This window comes from Micromonospora chokoriensis (assembly GCF_900091505.1).
Lineage (GTDB): Bacteria > Actinomycetota > Actinomycetes > Mycobacteriales > Micromonosporaceae > Micromonospora > Micromonospora chokoriensis.
The window spans coordinates 6743371-6761473 of record NZ_LT607409.1; the positions used below are offsets into that span (position 1 = coordinate 6743371).

Below are 18103 nucleotides of genomic sequence, written 5' to 3' on the forward strand. Positions count from 1 at the left end.
ACCGCTAGGGTAACCGGCCACCCGCAAGGCCGCTGGCGGCCCGGGTCTCACCCCGAGACCAACCCCGATTGGTACGCGAAGACGACGAGCTGGGCCCGGTCCCGGGCTCCCAGCTTGCCCATCGCCCGGCTGACGTGGGTCCGCGCGGTAGCCGGGCTGACCACCAACCGGGCGCCGATCTCCTCGTTGTTCAGACCCTCCCCGACGAGGCCGACGACCTGGCGCTCCCGGTCGGTGAGCGTGTCCAGCCGGGGGTGCGGGCGAGGTGCCCTCGACGGCCGGTTGGCGAACTCCCGCACCACCCGGCGGGTCACCGACGGCGACAGCAGCGCCTCCCCCTCGGCGACCAGCCGGATCGCGCGCAGCAGGTCGACCGGCCGGGTGTCCTTGGTGAGGAAGCCGCTCGCGCCGTGCCGCAACGCGTCGAAGACGTACGCGTCCAGCTCGAAGGTGGTGAGCACCACCACCCGCGTGCCGGTCAGGTCGGGATCGGCGACGATCCGCCGGGTCGCCTCGATGCCGTCGATGCCGGGCATCCGGATGTCCATCAGCACGACGTCCGGCCGTTCCCGGCGGACCAGCTCGACCGCCCGCAGACCGTCGGCGGCCTCACCGGCGAGCACCAGGTCGTCCTCGCTCTCCACCAGCGCGCGCAGGCCGAGCCGGACGAGGTCCTGGTCGTCGGCGACCAGCACCCGGATCACGTGGTCGGCTCCACGGGCAGCCGGGCGTACACCCGGAAGCCGCCACCGGGGCGCGGCCCGGTGTTCAACCGCCCGCCCAGCGCCGCGACCCGCTCCCGCATCCCGGCCAGACCGTGCCCGCTCTCCTCGTCGGCCGAAGCCGCTCCGGCGCCCTCGTCGGTCACCTCCACCGTCACCTCGTCGGCGCGGTAGTCCACGGTCACCTCGGCGCTGGTCACCCCCGCGTGCCGCAGCACGTTCGTCAACGCCTCCTGCACCACCCGGTACGCGGTCAGGTCCACCGCGGCGGGCAGCTCCCGGGCGTCGCCGACCACACGCGTCTGCACGGCGAGCCCGGCACCGCCCAGCCGGTCACGCAACGCCGGGAGCCGGGCCAGGCCGGGCACCGGCCCGCGCTCGGCGCCCTGCCGGACCGCCCCGAGGGTGACCCGGAGCTCGTCGAGCGCCTCCCGGCTGGTCCGGCTGATCGCGGTCAACGCGGTCTCCGCCTGCTCCGGCCGCTTCGGCAGCAGGTGCAGGGCGATCTCCGCCTGCATGCTGATCGCGGCCAGCCCGTGCCCCACCACGTCATGCACCTCCTGCGCGATGCGCAACCGCTCCTCGTCGGCCTGCCGACGAGCCTGTTCGGCACGGGCGCGGGCCTCCTCGGCGCGGGTACGCGCGGCCGACTCCCGGTTGACCCGCACCACCACACCCACCGCGAACGGTACGACCACCCAGGCGGACGCGGGCAGCACTCCCGCCCAGCCCGGCGCCGGGCCTCGGGAGACGAAGACGTGCACCACCAACAGGACGAACGCGGCCCCGGCGGCGAGCGCCGCCGGGGGCGCCGGCAGTCGCACCGCCACGGTGTACACCGCGAGCAGGAACGCGAGCAGGATCGGCCCGTACGGGTAGCCGAGCACCAGGTACGTCGAGGTGGCCACGGTGACCACGGCCAGGATGGGCACCGGGGCGCGTCGCCGGAGCAGCAGGGCGAGCGCGGCGACCGCGATCAGTGCCCGACAGAACGCGTCCACCCGCCTGGACCCCGGCTGGTTCTCTCCGGCCAACCCGGTGGCGAGCAGCCCGAACGCGAGCAGCACCAGGGCCGGCACGACATCCGGCCATCCCCACCGCCCACCTGGTCGCATGGCCGTCATTCTGCCCGCGCCGAACCGCCACGGCGTGCGTCAACGAGCGGCACCGCGGCTACGCCCCCGGACGTACCCCGGTCTCGACGTCGGCGGCGACCACCGGTCAGACGGCGGCGAGGACCGCGGCCTCCAGGCGGGCCCGGGTGTCGTCGTCCGGCCAGCCGCCGACCAGGTAGAACGCGTCGACCACGTCGGCGCCGAGCGTGGAGATGCGGGCCGCGCGGACCAGTGCGCCCGCCTCGTCGAGCGCGCAGGTCACCCGGTAGAGCAGCCCGGCGGCGTCGGCGGCGCGCAACTCCAGCAGCACCGCGTCGGTGGCCGCCTCGCGGTGCCAGACGACCCGGGGAGCAGCCCCGCCGCCCCGGGCGGCCAGCGCCCGGCCGCGCAGCCGCTGGGTCACCGACACGTCGCCACCGACGGCCCGACGCAGGTCCGCGCGGAGCGGGACCGGGTCCGGCGGAAGGCCGTAGCGGGGTTGCACCCGGCACTCGACCAGGGCCCGACCGTCGACCACCGAGGCGTCGGCGGAGAGCACCTCCATCCGGTGCAGGGCCAGGCAGCCGGCCACGGTGGCGAGCAGGCCCCTCCGGTCGGCCGCGGCGACCGACACCCGGTCACCGGTCAGGTGGACGACCGGTAGCGGCCCGGCCAGCAGCGCCGGGTCCGGGGTGGGTGGTTCGGGGAGTACGCCGGTGTCCAGTGCGGTGCGGACCCGGGCGACCAGCTCGGCGACGAGTCGGCCCTTCCAGTCCGACCAGGCCGCCGGCCCGGTCGCCGCCGCGTCGGCGCGGACCAACGCGTGCAGCAGGTCGAGGGTGCCGGTGTCCCCCACCGCCTCGGCGACCGAGGCGATGGTGACCGGGTCGGTCAGGTCCCGGCGGGTGGCCACGTCGGGCAGCAGCAGATGCAACCGGACCAGCGTGCCGATCAGGTCGACCTCGGCGGGAGGCAGACCGATCCGGGTCGCCGCCTCCTGGGCCAGTGGCACACCGACGGTGCTGTGGTCGCCGGTGAGCCCCTTGCCGATGTCGTGCAGGAGCGCGCCGAGGAGCAGCAGGTCGGGGCGCTCCACCTCACGGGCGTGCCGGCTGGCCTCGTACGCGGTCTGCACGAGGTGCCGGTCGAGGGTGTAGCGGTGCACCGGGTTGTGCTGCGGCAGGCTGCGCAACCGGGTCCACTCGGGCAGCCAGTTGTCGACCAGCCCGTACCTGTCGCAGGTCTCCCAGGCGGGCACCAGGCCGGGCCCCGCGCCGAGGAGGGTGGTCAGGGCGGCCCGGGCATCGGCCGGCCACGGCGCGGGCAGCGGCGGGCAGTACGCCGCCAGCCACTCACAGGTGGCTCGGGCGATCGGCAGTCGGGTCGTGGCAGCCGCGGCGGCCACCCGCAGGGAGAGGCTCGGGTCGGGCCGTGCCCCGATCGCCGTTCGGGCCAGCACCAGCTCACCGTCGTGCTCCACCACGTCGCGGGCCACCGGGCGGCGCACGGGGCGCGCACCGCCGTTGCGGGAGCGGCCGGAGCGCAGCCGGTCGGCGGCCCGGAACGCGTCGTCCAACGCGTGGCTGACCGTGCGGGCGTCACCGGCGACCCGGCGCAGCAGCGCGTCACCGTCCTCCAGGAGGGCGCCAGGCTGCCGCGCGGCGTCAGACGCGCCGGGCTGGAGTTGTCGCAGCCCGAGCAGTCGTGCCACTCCGTCGCGTTCCTGGGCGACCAGCCGGTCGACCCGGCGACCGACCTGCTGGTGCAGGGCGTCGCGGGTGTCCAGCAGGCGCAGGTGAGCCGCGCGCACGGCGGGGCGCAACGCGTCGGTGATGCCGGCGGCGGAGATCGCCCGCAGCAGCCCCACGTCCCGCAGACCGCCGGCGGCCTCCTTGAGGTCACCCTCCAGGAGGAAGGCCAGCTCGCCGTGGGCCTGCCAGCGGGCCTCGGTCACCTCCCGCAGGCCGGGCAGGTGCCGGACGGCGGTGCGCCGCCAGTGGTCGGCGGCGGTGCGGATCAGCGAGTCGGCCAGCGCCGGGTCGCCCACCACCAGGCGGGCGTCGAGCAGCCCGAGGGCGACCTTGACGTCGTCCTGGGCCACGGACAGCGCCTCGGCGACGGTACGCACCGAGTGGTCGAGCCGCAGGCCGGCGTCCCAGATCGGGTACCAGAGCGAGGCGGCCACCTCGTCGATGCCGGGCACCCCGGCGTGCAGCAGGACGAGGTCGAGGTCGCCGTACGGGGCACACTGCCGCCGACCCAACCCACCGACGGCGAGCAGCGCCACCCCGTCCCGCACCGGGAGAAGGCCGCGCAGGAACACGTCGTACGCCGCCGCCCGGGAGAGTCGAGCGGCCTCTCCGATCCCCCCGGTAACGCCGACGACCTCGTTGACCAGGAGGTTCGCGTCACCATCGGCGGCGTGCCCTGACGCGTTCTTCCTGATCAACGAGGTCATGTCGTCGTCAGAGCGCGTCGAGGCCGCGCTCGCCGGTACGCACCCGGACGACCTCCTCGACACCGGTGACCCAGACCTTGCCGTCACCGATCTTGCCCGTACGGGCTGCTCCGACGATGGCGTCCACCACCTTGTCGACGTCGATCTCGTCGGTGAGCACCTCGACCCTGATCTTGGGCAGGAACTCGACCGTGTACTCGGCACCCCGGTAGACCTCGGTGTGCCCCTTCTGCCGTCCGTACCCCTGGACCTCGCTGACGGTCAGCCCGGCCACCCCGAGGGCGTGCAGGGCCTCCTTCACCGCGTCCAGTTGGTACGGCTTGATGACTGCGGTCACCAGCTTCATGTCCAACCCCTCCATCCCAGGAACGTTAACCGGCGACCTTTTCGCTGACCGGCTCGGCGGGCTCCGCCTCCGGCTTGGCACCACTCGTCGCACCGCCACCGGAGGTGCCGATGCCGGCCATCGCGAACGCGCCGCCCGCGCCGCCACCGGCCGGGGACAGGTCGTAGCCGCTCTCGGCGTGCTCGCCGATGTCGATGCCCTCGACCTCCGCCTCGGCCTTGACCCGGAAGCCGATCGTCTTCTCGATGACGAAGGCGAGCACCCAGGCGATGCCGAACGACCAGACGGTGACGATCAGGCCGGCGAGCGCCTGCCGCCCGAGCTGGGTCACGCCGCCGCCGTAGAAGAGCCCGTCGGAGGCGCCCACCACGTCGCTGATGGCGGCGTTGACCGAGTTGGTGGCGAACAGGCCGAGCCAGAGCGACCCGATCCAGCCACCGACGAAGTGCACGCCGACGACGTCGAGCGAGTCGTCGTAGCCAAGCTTGTACTTGAGGCTGATGGCCAGCGCGCAGACGGCACCGGCGACGATGCCGAGCAACACGGCAGCCCACGGCGCGATGAATCCACAGGCTGGGGTGATGGCGACCAGGCCGGCGACGGCGCCGGACGAGGCACCGACCATCGTCGGCTTCCGGGTCTTGATCCACTCGACAGCGATCCAGCCGAGCACCGCGGCGGCCGTGGCGAGCTGCGTGTTGATGAAGGCGAGGCCGGCGACCGAGTCGACGGTCAGCTCGGAGCCGGCGTTGAACCCGAACCAGCCGAACCAGAGCAGACCCGCACCGAGCGCGACCAGCGGGATGTTGTGCGGCTTCATGCCCTCGCGCGGCCAACCGAGCCGCTTGCCGAGCACCAGCGCCACGGCCAGGGCCGCCGCACCGGCGTTGATGTGCACAGCGGTGCCACCGGCGAAGTCCAGCGCGTGGATGTCGGCGCCGATGATGCCGCCGCCCCACACCCAGTGGGCGACCGGGAAGTAGACCAGGGTGGCCCAACCGAAGGCGAACAGCAGCCAGCCGGCGAACTTGGCCCGGTCGGCGATGGCGCCGCTGATCAGCGCCACGGTGATCACCGCGAAGACCATCTGGAAGGCCATGAACACGTAGAGCGGAACCCCGATGCCGCTGGGGTTCTCCGCGGTGGCACCCCACAGGTCGGTCTCGGCGAGGAACGTCTTGGTGCCGAGGTACGCGCCCGGGTCGCCCCAGAAGCCGTTCACGTCGGCCCCGAAGGCGACGCTGAAACCGTAGAACCACCACAGAATGGAGATGAGCCCGATGGCGGAGAAGCTCATCATCATCATGTTGAGTACGCCCTTGGCCCGGTTGAGGCCGCCGTAGAACAGCGCCAGTCCGGGGGTCATGAGCAGCACGAGCGCGGTCGAAACCAGCAGCCACGTGGTATTGGCGCCGTCGATCGTCGGTGCTTCAGGCACGCTGGCCTCCTAAAGGGTGAAGTCCTCCTTCGCGGCTTTCCGGGGCAGCGTCGCCCGTAGGCCGGTTGCGCGGAAGCTTCGCGGCCGGCTGTTTCACCCAGGGTCCCGCGCGGGTTTCCGGTTCGTGACAGGTTGTTTCGTACGTGTCACGAATACCGCACACTCAGCGGCATGGACGGTGGTGGATCGCCCGGACGGCGGACGTCGATGGCTGACCGGCCCGACCCGTCGACCGGTCCGCCCGACGGGACCGACCGAGCATCGTCCGGTCGGCCCTCAGCGGAGGGCGTTCTCCAGCGCGTGCCGCTCGTAGTCGAGCAGCCGGAGATCGCGCATCGGTCGGCGCAGGTGGCCCTTGTGCACGATCCGGACGAACGCCGGCTCACCGGCGGCGGCCATCCGGCGGATGCCCTCGACATGGTCGACGATCCGTTTGCGGATGGTCCGGATCAGCCGGTGCCGGTCCCGGGGGATCAGCCCGTACGCGTCGGCGAAGAGCCGGAGCCGGCGGGGCCGGTCCGGGTGCTTCCAGCCCAGCGTGATCGAGTCCCGGTCCGCGAAGATCGGCACCCAGGTCCAGGCCGCGTACGCCACGTCGTAGATCCGCGCGCCGGGCGAGGCGAGGTCGAAGTCGATCAGCCCGAGGGTGCCGTCCGGCCGCCAGATCACATTGTGCGGCGCGGCGTCGTGGTGGCAGATCACCTCGGTGTCCGGCGGCGGGGGGCCGAACGAGCGCCATACCGCGCTCGGTGGCGGGGTGAACCCGTACTGCGCGTCGTGGAACATCCGGAGCATCGTGGCGACGGTGACCAGTGCTTCGTCGGTCACCCAGTGCGGGGCGAGCGGGTACTCCCCGCACTCCCCCTCCAGGTACGACAGCACCTCACGGTTGCGCTCGTCCATGCCGAGCGCTCGCGGGGCGCCGGTGAAGCCCACGTACTCCAGGTGCCGCAGGAGGGCGTGCACGGACGGTGTCCACGGCCCGGCGTTGCGGCGGACCGTGTCACCGACGCGGACGACGGTGCTCACGTTGCCGCCGTGCAGCGGGATCTCCTGCGAAGTCACGTACGGTCTCCCGAGGCGCTGCGAGGGGTGGCCGGGTTCACGCCAGCCCGCGTATGCGCGGTTGTCACTGGACACCCGAGACTACGCGTCCCGTCCGGCGGCCTCGGTCCCCAGCAACGCGTCCACGAACTGCGCCGGGTCGAACGGGGCCAGATCGTCCTTGCCCTCACCGAGGCCGACCAGCTTCACGGGGATGCCGAGTTTGCGCTGCACCGCGATCACGATGCCGCCCTTCGCGGTGCCGTCGAGCTTGGTCAGCACCACACCTGTCACGTTGACCACCTCGGTGAAGACCCGGGCCTGCTCCAGGCCGTTCTGACCGGTGGTGGCGTCCAGGATGAGCAGTGTCTCGTCGATGGGGCCCTGCTTCTCCACCACACGCTTGACCTTGCCCAGCTCGTCCATCAGGCCGACCTTGTTCTGCAGCCGGCCGGCGGTGTCGATGAGCACGGTGTCCACGCCGGTGTCGATGCCGCGCTTGACCGCGTCGAAGGCGACACTGGCCGGGTCGGCGGCCTCGGGCCCCCGGACGGTCTCCGCTCCGACGCGCGAGCCCCAGGTCTCCAGCTGGTCGGCGGCGGCGGCCCGGAAGGTGTCCGCGGCGCCGAGCAGCACGCTGCGGCCGTCGGCGACGAGCACCCGGGCGATCTTGCCGCAGGTGGTGGTCTTGCCGGCGCCGTTGACGCCGACGACCAGGACCACAGCTGGCACACCGTCCTTCGGTGCGGTCCGCAACGACCGGTCCATGCTCGGGTCGAGGGCGTTGACCAACTCGGCGGCGAGCAGTGCCCGCAGCTCTGAGGCCGAGCGGGTGCCGAGCACCCGGGTGCGCTCCCGGAGGCGGTCGACGATGTCGCGGGTGGCGTCGACGCCGACGTCGGCGGTGATCAGGCTGTCCTCGATCTCCTCCCAGACGTCCTCGTCGAGGTGGTCGCGGGCGAGCAGGCCGAGCAGGCCCTTGCCGAAGACGTTCTGCGAGCGGGACAGCCGCGAGCGGAGCCGGACCAGCCGCCCGGCGGTCGGCTCGGGCACCTCGACGGGCGCCTCGACGACCGGCGGCGGCTCGACCAGGACGCCGGTGGACAGATCGGACTCCGGTGCCTCGACCGGCGGGCCGGCGAGATCCTCCTCTGCCCTGGTGTCGACCTCCGTGCGCGGCAACGGGGGCTCGGGTCGCCGCCGCAGTCGCGGGACGACCAGCCCGACTGTGCCGGCAATCAGCACACCGAGCAGGACCAGAGCGAGGACGAGATATTCGGCCATGCCGGAATCCTGTCAGATGCGGGCGGCCGCGTCCCAGCCACCGCACCCCGAGCGGTGCCACGGGTCTCCGTCACCGCACCCCGAGCGGTGCCCGGGGTCTCAGCCACCGCACCCCGAGCGGTGCCCGGGGTCTCCGTCACCGCACCCCGAGCGGTGCCCGGGGTCTCAGCCACCGCGCCCGGCCGGTGGCGGAAACCGGCGGTAGGCTCGGCCGCATGCCCGCCGCACACCTCCTCATCGGCCCACTCCTGCGGCGAGTGGTGGACACCCGGGCGACCATCTGGGTGGAGACCGCCGCGCCCGCCGTGGTCACCGTCCGCACCGCGGACGGCGCCACCGGCACCGCGCACACCTTCTCGGCGTACGACCACCACTACGCGCTCGTGGTGGTGCAGGGGCTCACCCCGGACAGCGAGACCACCTACGAGGTGCTGGTCGACGACGAGCTGGTCTGGCCGGTGTCGAGCAGCGGCTTCCCGCCGAGCGTGATCCGCACCCGGGCCGCCGACGACCGGGACCAGCCGGTCAGCCTGATCTTCGGCTCGTGCCGGGAGACCACCCAGCACGCCACGACCCGCAAGCTGCCGCCGGACGCGCTGGACGCGTACGCCCGCAGGCGGATGGCCGACCCGGAGTCGAACCCGCTGCCGGACCTGCTGGTGCTGCTCGGCGACCAGGTCTACGCCGACGTCACCTCGCCCACGGTGCGCCGGTTGCTGCGTCGGCGGCGTCGGCGTCCGAAGGGCGCCCCGGCCGACCAGGTGGTGAGCTTCGACGAGTACACCAAGCTCTACCTGGAGTCCTGGCGTGATCCGGAGATCCGTTGGCTGCTCTCCACGGTGCCGAGCGTGATGATCTTCGACGATCACGAGATCATCGACGACTGGAACACCTCGGCGGCCTGGCGGGCGGACGTCCGCGAGCAGCCGTGGTGGCAGGAGCGGATCGGCAGCGGGCTGGCCTCGTACTGGGTCTACCAGCACCTGGGCAATCTCTCCCCCGACGAGATCACCGCCGACCCGGTCTTCGCGAAGGTGATCGCCGCCGAGGACGCCACCGGCGTGCTGCGCGAGTTCGGGCACCGGGTCGACCAGGAGTCGGACGTGGCGCACGACACGGAGCGCTGGCGCGCGGTGCAGTACCAGTGGAGTTACGCACTGGACCTGGGGCGTACCCGCCTGGTCATGCTCGACAACCGGTGCAGTCGGGTGCTCGACCCGGGCAGCCGGGCGATGCTGCCACCGGGCGAGTGGTCCTGGTTCCTGGACCAGGCGCACGGGGTCTACGACCACCTGGTGGTCGGCGCCTCGCTGCCCTGGCTGCTGCCGCAGGGCATCCACCACATCGAGGCGTGGAACGAGAAGCTGGCGGAGTCGCGTCGCCCGTGGGTGGCGCGCGGGGCGGAGAAGCTGCGTCGCGCACTGGACCTGGAGCACTGGGCGGCCTTCCGGCGTTCCTTCGAAGGGCTCGCGGAGACCTTCGCCCGGATCGGCACCGGCACTCCGAGGGAGTCCGGCGCGCGGATCGGCGCCGGTCCGGCGTACGCCCCACCGGCGTCGATCAGTGTGCTCTCCGGGGACGTGCACCACTCGTACGTGGCCCGGGCCCGGTTCGGCGACCCGGCGGTGGTCACACCCGTGCACCAGCTCACCTGTTCACCGATCCACAACCAGGTGCCGGCCGGTATCCGTCCGCTGATGAAGATGGGGTGGTCGGCCGGTCCGGCCGGTGCCACCCGGGCGCTGGCGCGTTCCGCCGGTGTGCGCCGACCGAGCGTGCGGTGGCGCAAGCTGGCGGGGCCGTACTTCGGCAACGCGGTCGCGACCCTGACGCATCGGGGGCGCGGGGCGGACGTGGTCATCGAGGGCACCACGAGGGACGGGCACCTCCGCACCGTGATGCGGCGTCGACTGTCGGCCGCCGCATCACCGACCTCGCCGTAGTCTCTACGCCGTGGACGAGCACCTGCCGGAACCGATCAGGGCGGTCGAGCACGAGTTGACCGCCCTCCTGCGTCGTGGGCGGGCGGTCTCCTGGGAGATCGCCCGCGAGGTGCACCCGAACCTGGAGCCGAACACCTACGGGCTGCTGCTCTGGCTGCGGCGCAGCGGGTCGATCCGGTTGACCGAGTTGGCGGCGCGGCTCGGTGTGGGCAAGGGGACGTTGAGCCGACAGATCAACGCCCTGGAGGTCCTCGGCCTGGTCTACCGCGATCCGGATCCGAGTGATCGGCGGGCCGCGCAGATCAGCCTGACCGAGGAGGGGCAGCACCGGTTCGACGTGGCCAGGGCCGCCCGGCTGGGCGAGTTCGTGCGCGCGCTGGACGGCTGGCCGGAGCGGGACATCGAGGAACTCGCCCGGCTGCTCGGCCGGCTCAACGACTCCTGGTCCTGACCCCCGGGTGACGGGGAATACGGCATCCACTCCCCCAGTTGTTGCCTTAGGCAACCAAGCATACGGTTGCCCCAGGCAACTCTCAGGCGGCCCGCACACCTCAGCCCGTCGCCGTCCATCTCACTCCGCTCGGAGGCACCAAACGATGAGCCAGGCGACCGCGACCGCGCCCACCAGGGCGACCGCCGTCGACATGACCCACCGGCAGATCCTGGAGGCACTCTCCGGCCTGCTGCTGGGCCTGTTCGTCGCAATTCTCTCTTCCACGGTCATCTCGAACGCGCTGCCGCGGATCATCACGGAACTGCACGGCGGCCAGTCCGCGTACACCTGGGTGGTCACCTCAGCCCTGCTCGCGACCACCGCAACCACCCCAATCTGGGGCAAACTCGCCGACCTGACCAGCAAGAAGACACTCGTCCAGCTCGCCCTGGGCATCTACGTGCTGGGCTCGGTCCTGGCCGGCCTCGCCCAGGGCACCGGCGAGCTGATCGCCTGCCGCGTGCTCCAGGGCATCGGCGCCGGCGGCCTCACCGCACTGGCCCAGGTGATCATGGCCACGATGATCGCGCCACGCGAGCGGGGCCGCTACAGCGGCTACCTCGGGGCCGTGATGGCCGTCGGCACCATCGGCGGCCCGCTGATCGGCGGCGTGATCGTGGACACCGCCTGGCTCGGCTGGCGCTGGTGCTTCTACGTCGGCGTGCCGTTCGCCATCGTGGCGCTGATCGTGCTGCAGAAGACCCTGAAGCTGCCCGTGGTCAAGCGGAAGGCCCAGATCGACTGGTGGGGCGCCACCCTGATCACCGCGGCCGTGTCGCTGCTGCTGATCTGGGTCTCGCTCGCCGGTGACCAGTTCGCCTGGGCGTCCTGGCAGACCGCCGCGATGGTCCTCGGCGCGCTGGTCCTCGGCGCCCTGGCGATCCGGGTCGAGACCCGCGCCGCCGAGCCGATGATCCCGCCGCGTCTGTTCCGCAACCGCACCATCACCCTCGCCGTCGTCGCCAGCATCGCGGTCGGCGTGGGGATGTTCGGCGCGTCGATCTTCCTGGGCCAGTACTTCCAGATCAGCCGCGGTCAGAGCCCGACCATGTCCGGCCTGATGACCCTGCCGATGATCCTCGGCCTGCTGGTCGCCTCCACCGTGATCGGACGGGTCATCACGAAGACCGGCCGGTGGAAGCGGTACCTGGTGATCGGGTCGGCCCTGCTCACCATCGGCTTCGCGCTGATGGGCACGCTCCGCGCGGACACCAACTTCATGGTGCTCAGCGTCTACATGGCGGTGGTCGGCGTCGGCCTGGGCATGACCATGCAGAACCTGGTCCTCGCCGTGCAGAACACCGTCGGCCCGCACGAGCTCGGCGCGGCCAGCTCGGTGGTGGCCTTCTTCCGCAGCCTCGGTGGCGCGATCGGTGTGTCCGCCCTCGGCGCGGTCCTCGCCCACCGGGTCAAGGACTACACCGCCGAAGGGCTGGCCCAGCTCGGCATCCCGGCGTCCAGCTCCGGCGGCGCCCTGCCCGACGTGCACACCCTGCCCGGCCCGCTGCGGGCCGTGGTGGAGAGCGCGTACGGCCACGGTGCCGGTGACATCTTCCTGACCGCCGCGCCCTTCGCGCTGATCGCGTTGATCGCTGTGGCCTTCATCAAGGAGGTTCCGCTGCGGCAGCACAACGGCGACCCGGTTTCGGCGGAGGTCGAGCGGGAATCGACAGTGGCTGCCGGTGCCGGCGCGGCCGTGGTCCGTACCGGTGAGCAGAGGTGAGGTAGAGCCATGGGCGTGGGAGCACCGGACCGCGAGGAATACGGCCCCCGGACCCGACCGCTGCCCTTCGAACGGGGCACGGACGGCCCTCGGGTGATCATGGTGGGCGTCGACGGCACCCGCACCTCCGAGCGGGCCGGCTCCTACGCCGCAGGCCTGGCCCGTCGACAGGGCGCCTCCCTGGTCGTGGTCTTCGTCAGCTCGGCGAGCGGCCTGACCGCCCTGGTGCCCGGGATGGACGCCGGGGCGGTCCAGCGCACCCGCGACGAGTTGGCCGACGAGCTGCGCCGGGAGTGCCGGCGCGGGGCCGAACAGTGGGGCATTCCGGTGACCCTGGTGGTGCGGCGCGGCGACGCGTACGGCGAGCTGCGCGCGGCGGCCGACGAGTTCCAGGCCGACATGGTGGTGGTCGGCGCGTCCGAGCAGGCCGGGCACCGGCTGGTCGGCTCGGTCGCCACCCGCCTGGTGCGGGCCGGTCGCTGGCCCGTCGTCGTGGTGCCCTGATAACCCGTCGCGGAATGTCGGGCGGGCCGGGCAGGATGCGCGCCATGACGTGGACCGCACCGGAGATCACCCGGACCCCCGAACCGTACGTCGGCGACGAGCGCACCATGCTCGAGGGCTGGCTCGACTACCACCGACAGACCCTGCTGCTCAAGTGCTCCGGGTTGACCGAGGAGCAGCTGCGGACGCCGAGCGTGCAACCCTCCGGGCTGACCCTGCTCGGCCTGGTCCGACACCTGGCCGAGGTGGAGGCCTGGTGGTTCCGGGAGAACTTCGCCGGCCAGCCTGTCGACTACCCGTACTTCACACCGGAGACGCCGGACGCCGACCACGACGTCACCGACGCCGACGCCGAGGCGGACTTCGCCGTCTTCCACCGGGAGGTGGCACTGGCCCGCGAGGCCGCCGCCGGTCACTCGCTCGACGAGACGTTCACCGAGGTCGGCGGTAAGAAGCGCACCTTCAACCTGCGCTGGGTGTACGTGCACATGATCGAGGAGTACGCCCGGCACAACGGCCACGCCGACCTGATCCGGGAACGCATCGACGGCGTCACCGGCGAGTGACCGGCGCTCAGTAGTCCAGGGCCGCCCGCAGGTAACGGAGGTCGGCGTGACCGCCCCAGCGGTGCGCCGACAGCCCGGCGGCGCGGGCGCCCCGGACGGCCCAGTCCTCGTCGTCGACGAAGAGGACGCGGGCCGGCGCCGTGGCCAGCGCCACGCAGGCGCCCTGGAAGTACTCCGGGGCGGGCTTGTGCACACCGAGCGTCGACGAGTTGACCACCACGTCGAACTCGCCGACCAGGCCGAGGGCGGCCAGGTCGGCGTCGAGCAGGTCGGTGGCGTTGGTGCCGAGGCCGACAGTGATGCCGGCGGCGCGCACCTCGCGGACGAAGTCGAGCACCTCGGTGTCCACCTCGCCCCGGTAGCGCTGCCACTGCTCCACCGCCGCCCGGGCCCGGTCCGGGCCGCCGGCCGGCTCGGCCAGCGCGTCGGCCACGCTGTCCACCCACTGGGCGTGACTGACCTGGCCGGTGAGCACCGGCCGGAGCCGGCCCCACTGCATGGCGATCTCGAGGAGAACCCCGTCCGCGAGGCCGTACTCCCGCTCCACTCCGGCGGCCACCGCCGGGTCGAACCGGCGCAGGACGCCGTCCAGATCCAGCAGGAGCGCCGTCGCGCGTTCCCGAGCCACTACCCGTTCTCCTCGCCGCGGCCCTGCCGCTCGTCGTCCTCGTCGGCCCTGTTGAGCCGTTGGCTGATCACCTGGGTGACACCGCTGCGCATGGTGACCCCGTAGAGCGCGTCAGCGATCTCCATCGTCCGCTTCTGGTGGGTGATGACGATCAGCTGACTCTTCTCCCGCAACTGTGCCATCAACGTGATCAACCGGCCCAGGTTGACGTCGTCCAGGGCCGCCTCCACCTCGTCCATGATGTAGAACGGGCTGGGCCGGGCCCGGAAGATCGCCACCAACATGGCCACCGCGGTCAGCGACCGCTCGCCACCGGAGAGCAGCGACAGCCGCTTGATCTTCTTGCCCGGTGGGCGGGCCTCCACCTCGACGCCGGTGGTGAGCAGGTCGTCCGGCTCGGTGAGGATCAGCCGGCCCTCGCCGCCGGGGAAGAGCACGTTGAACACCTGCTCGAACTCCCGGGCGGTGTCCTCGAACGCGCTGGCGAAGACCTCCAGGATCCGCTCGTCCACGTCCTTGACCACGGTGAGCAGGTCCCGGCGGGTCGCCTTGAGGTCCTCCAGCTGCTCGGAGAGGAACTTGAAACGTTCCTCCAGCGCGGCGAACTCCTCCAGCGCGAGCGGATTGACCTTGCCGAGCAGGGTCAACTCCCGTTCCGCCTTGGCGGCCCGCTTCTCCTGCACCGGCCGCTCGTAGCGGACCGGCTCGGGCACCGGCAGGCCGTCGCGTTCGGCGGCGGCGACGTCGACAGGGGTCGGCGGGACCAGCTGCGTCGGGCCGTACTCGGCGACGAGCGTCTCCACGTCCAGCCCGAAGTCCTCGGCGGCCTTCGCCTCCAACTGCTCGATGCGCAGCCGTTGCTCCGCGCGGGCGACCTCGTCGCGGTGGACCTGGCTGGTCAGCCGTTCCAGCTCCGCGCCGAGCCGTTTGGCCGCGCCGCGTACCTCCTGGAGCTCCGCCTCGCGGGCGGCGCGCTCCCGGGCGACCTCGTCGCGGTGTTCCTCGGCTGTCGCGATCGAGGTGGTGAGCCGGGCGAGCGCCTCCCGGGCGCCGCCGGCGACAGCCCGGGCGATCCCGGCGCCCCGGGTGCGCGCGGCCCGCCGGGCCGCGGCGCGTTCCCGGGCGGCCCGCTCGGCCGTGGCCTGCCGCGCGAGGGAGTCGGCCCGGCCTGCGATCGAGGAGACCCGCTCCTCGGCGGTACGCACCGCGAGCCGGACCTCCATCTCGTTCTGCCGGGCCTGCGGCACCATGGCCGCGAGTTGATCCCGTTCCTCGGTGGAGGGCTCCGCGTCGACAGGTGTCTCCTCGGCCAGCCGCAGCCGCTCCTCCAACTCGTCGAGCGCGGTGAGGTCCCGTTGCCGGGCGGCCTCGGCCCGGGAGCGGGACTCCCCGAGCCGGTCGGTCTCCGCCTTCGCCGAGCGGGCCGCGGCGCCCAGCTCGGCCAACCGGCGGGCGGCGGCGTTGCGGTGGCTCTCCGCCTCGCGTTTCTCGGCGGCGGCGTGCTGCACGGCCTCCTTGGCGGCGGCCACCTCGGCACGGGCCTCGACGAGTTGGTCGCGCAGCTCCGCGCCGGCGCGTTCGGCGGTCTGTCGGTTGGCGCGAGCCTCCTCGACGGCCGCCTGCACCTCGATGAAGCTGGGGGCCTTGGCCGACCCGCCAGCCGCCGCGTACGCCCCGACCACGTCGCCGTCGGGAGTGACCGCCCGCAGCTCGGGGTTGCTGGCGACCAGGTCGGCGGCGGCGGCGAGGTCGTCGACGAGCGCCACGTCCCGCAACGCCCGGTGCACCGCCGGACGCAGTTCCGCGCTGCACTCCACCAGGTCGGGGGCCCATCGGGCCTCGTCCGGCAGCTTCGGGCGCAGCGCGTCCGCGGAACCGGTCATACCCGGGCCCGCCGGGCTGCCGACGAGCAGGCCGGCCCGGCCGGCGTCGGAGATCTTCAGCAGCCGCATCGCCTCGACGGCCTCGTCCACCCCGCTGACGGCCACCGCGTCGGCGAGGCCGCCGAGCGCGGCGGCCAGCGCGGCCTCGTGGCCCGGCGCGACGGTGAGCAGCCCGGCGAGGCTGCCGAGCAGCCCGGGTACGTCGTCCGCGCGGGCGAGCAGCGCCCCCGCGCCGTCCTTGCGCCGCAGCCCCAGCGCCAGTGCCTCCTCACGGGCCTTCCAGGTCGCGGCGTCCTTCTCCGCCGCCCGCTCGGAGTCGGCCAGTGAGCGTACGGTCGCCTGCGCCCGTTCCTGCGCGGCGACCGCCTCGGCGTGGCGGGCGTCCAGGTCCGCGTTGTCCCGGTCGGCCTCGGTGGACTGTGCGGCCACCGCGTCCAGCTCGGCCTGCGCCTGCTCGGCGCGGCCCAGCGCGTCGGCGTGCGCGACCGCGAGTCGTTCGATCTCCTCGCCGGCGCTGGTGGTGCGGGCGCGGGCCGAGTTGACCTGACCGGTCAGCTTGGCCATCCCCTCCCGCCGGTCGGCGATGGCCTTGGCGGCGGCGACCAGTTCCCGCTCGGCGGCGGCGAGCTGCCGTTCCAGCTCCTGCCGGTGTTCAACGGCCTCGGCCAGCCGGATCTGGTCGTCGGTGAGAGCCGCGCGCAGCTCTTCCTCCTGCTCGCGGACCCGTTCCGCCTCCGCCTCCAGCTGGTCCGGGTCGCGGCCGGGCCGCTCGTCGTCGCCGGTGGCGCTGAGGTGCCGCAGCCGCTCCCGGGCCAACTGCTCGATCGAGCGGAAGCGTTCCTGCAGGGCCGACAGCTTGTACCAGGTGTCCTGCGCGGCGGCGAGCAACGGCGCGTCCTCGGCCAGCGCGGCCTCCAGCTCACCGAGCCGACCCTGCACCTCGACGTGCTCGCCCTCGATCTGCTCGCGCCGCTCCCGCAACGCGGTCTCGTCGGCGATCTCCCGGTCCAGGGTGGTGCGCAGGGTGGCCAGGTCGTCGGCGAGCAGGCGCAGTCGGGCATCGCGCAGGTTGGCCTGGATGGCCGCGGCGCGGCGGGCCACCTCGGCCTGCCGACCCAGTGGCTTGAGCTGGCGGCGCAGCTCGGCCGTGAGGTCGGTGAGGCGGTTGAGGTTGGTCTGCATGGCGTCGAGCTTGCGCAGGGCTTTTTCCTTGCGCTTGCGGTGCTTGAGGACGCCGGCCGCCTCCTCGATGAACGCCCGACGGTCCTCCGGCTTGGCGTGCAGCATGCCGTCGAGTCGGCCCTGCCCGACGATGATGTGCATCTCCCGGCCGATGCCGGAGTCACTCAACAGCTCCTGGATGTCGAGCAACCGGCAGGAGTTGCCGTTGATCTCGTACTCGCTCTCACCGGAGCGGAACATCCGGCGGGTGATGGAGACCTCGGTGTACTCGATCGGCAGCGCACCGTCGGTGTTGTCGATGGTGAGGGTGACCTCGGCGCGACCCAGCGGCGCCCGACCGGCGGTGCCGGCGAAGATGACGTCCTCCATCTTGCCGCCGCGCAGCGCCTTGGCGCCCTGCTCGCCGAGGACCCAGGCGATGGCGTCGACGACGTTGGACTTGCCGGAGCCGTTCGGGCCCACCACACAGGTGATCCCGGGCTCCAGTTTCAACGTCGTCGCGGAGGCGAAGGACTTGAACCCCTTCACCGTCAGACTCTTGAGATACACCTTCTCGATCCTCGTCCGGTGGCCGCCCCGGCTCTGGGGACCTGGGTGAACTCGCAGACTAACCCGATGGCGGAAGCGGGCCGGCATGCGACCCGCCCCCGGTCGGATACGTCGAGGACGCGAGGCGAGCACGCGCTGTTGTTCGGAAGGCCGCGATAATGGCGAGAGCAGTTCATGATCGGCTTATCCGCCGGTGCGCTATTCGGATGCGACCGGGACGGTTCCCGCGCGACCGATCGCAAGATC

Annotated in this window: 14 protein-coding genes; 5 read left to right on the plus strand and 9 right to left on the minus strand. The window is 72.6% G+C overall.

Annotated elements, in window-relative coordinates; genetic code table 11:
- Window positions 1–47 precede the first annotated feature (47 nt).
- From GA0070612_RS30505 to ftsY, 7 genes are all read right to left on the minus strand, one after another.
- Complete coding sequence (locus GA0070612_RS30505) at window positions 48–704, minus strand: response regulator transcription factor (RefSeq protein WP_088991054.1); 657 nt, start codon at window positions 702–704, stop codon at window positions 48–50.
- On the minus strand, window positions 701–1837 hold the full coding sequence (locus tag GA0070612_RS30510) for a sensor histidine kinase (RefSeq protein ID WP_231924399.1): 1137 nt from the start codon (window positions 1835–1837) through the stop codon (window positions 701–703). The genes GA0070612_RS30505 and GA0070612_RS30510 overlap by 4 nt, the downstream gene beginning before the upstream one ends.
- 106 nt (window positions 1838–1943) lie before the next feature.
- Window positions 1944–4274: a [protein-PII] uridylyltransferase gene (locus GA0070612_RS30515; protein WP_088991056.1), complete on the minus strand. Its 2331-nt coding sequence runs from the start codon at window positions 4272–4274 to the stop codon at window positions 1944–1946.
- A 7-nt stretch (window positions 4275–4281) separates the two neighbouring features.
- Window positions 4282–4620, minus strand: a complete 339-nt coding sequence (locus tag GA0070612_RS30520; RefSeq protein ID WP_172862163.1) for a P-II family nitrogen regulator — start codon at window positions 4618–4620, stop codon at window positions 4282–4284.
- 25 nt (window positions 4621–4645) lie between these two features.
- On the minus strand, window positions 4646–6058 hold the full coding sequence (locus GA0070612_RS30525; RefSeq protein ID WP_088991057.1) for an ammonium transporter: 1413 nt from the start codon (window positions 6056–6058) through the stop codon (window positions 4646–4648).
- Window positions 6059–6334: 276 nt separating this feature from the next.
- Window positions 6335–7198 (minus strand): phosphotransferase, encoded by an 864-nt coding sequence (locus GA0070612_RS30530; protein WP_197699270.1) that lies wholly within the window; start codon window positions 7196–7198, stop codon window positions 6335–6337.
- A 6-nt stretch (window positions 7199–7204) separates the two neighbouring features.
- A complete protein-coding gene (gene ftsY / locus GA0070612_RS30535) occupies window positions 7205–8386 on the minus strand; it encodes a signal recognition particle-docking protein FtsY (RefSeq protein ID WP_088991059.1) in 1182 nt (393 codons plus the stop codon).
- A 215-nt stretch (window positions 8387–8601) separates the two neighbouring features.
- Here ftsY and GA0070612_RS30540 point away from each other — a divergent pair, with 215 nt between their 5' ends.
- From GA0070612_RS30540 to GA0070612_RS30560, 5 genes are all read left to right on the plus strand, one after another.
- Entirely contained in the window at window positions 8602–10329 is a 1728-nt protein-coding gene (locus GA0070612_RS30540) for an alkaline phosphatase D family protein (protein ID WP_088991060.1), read from the plus strand.
- 10 nt (window positions 10330–10339) lie between these two features.
- Window positions 10340–10780, plus strand: coding sequence for a MarR family winged helix-turn-helix transcriptional regulator (locus GA0070612_RS30545; RefSeq protein ID WP_231924400.1), 441 nt, complete (start codon window positions 10340–10342; stop codon window positions 10778–10780).
- A gap of 145 nt (window positions 10781–10925) precedes the next feature.
- Window positions 10926–12545 (plus strand): MDR family MFS transporter, encoded by a 1620-nt coding sequence (locus tag GA0070612_RS30550; RefSeq protein ID WP_088991061.1) that lies wholly within the window; start codon window positions 10926–10928, stop codon window positions 12543–12545.
- Window positions 12546–12554: 9 nt separating this feature from the next.
- Window positions 12555–13049, plus strand: coding sequence for a universal stress protein (locus GA0070612_RS30555; RefSeq protein WP_231924401.1), 495 nt, complete (start codon window positions 12555–12557; stop codon window positions 13047–13049).
- 44 nt (window positions 13050–13093) lie between these two features.
- Window positions 13094–13615 carry a DinB family protein gene (locus tag GA0070612_RS30560; protein ID WP_088991062.1) on the plus strand — a complete coding sequence of 174 codons (522 nt, stop codon included), beginning with the start codon at window positions 13094–13096 and terminating at the stop codon, window positions 13613–13615.
- A 7-nt stretch (window positions 13616–13622) separates the two neighbouring features.
- Here GA0070612_RS30560 and GA0070612_RS30565 read toward each other — a convergent pair whose 3' ends face one another.
- Complete coding sequence (locus GA0070612_RS30565; RefSeq protein WP_088991063.1) at window positions 13623–14243, minus strand: HAD family hydrolase; 621 nt, start codon at window positions 14241–14243, stop codon at window positions 13623–13625.
- Window positions 14243–17857 carry a chromosome segregation protein SMC gene (smc, locus tag GA0070612_RS30570; RefSeq protein ID WP_088991064.1) on the minus strand — a complete coding sequence of 1205 codons (3615 nt, stop codon included), beginning with the start codon at window positions 17855–17857 and terminating at the stop codon, window positions 14243–14245. The genes GA0070612_RS30565 and smc overlap by 1 nt, the downstream gene beginning before the upstream one ends.
- Window positions 17858–18103: the final 246 nt, after the last annotated feature.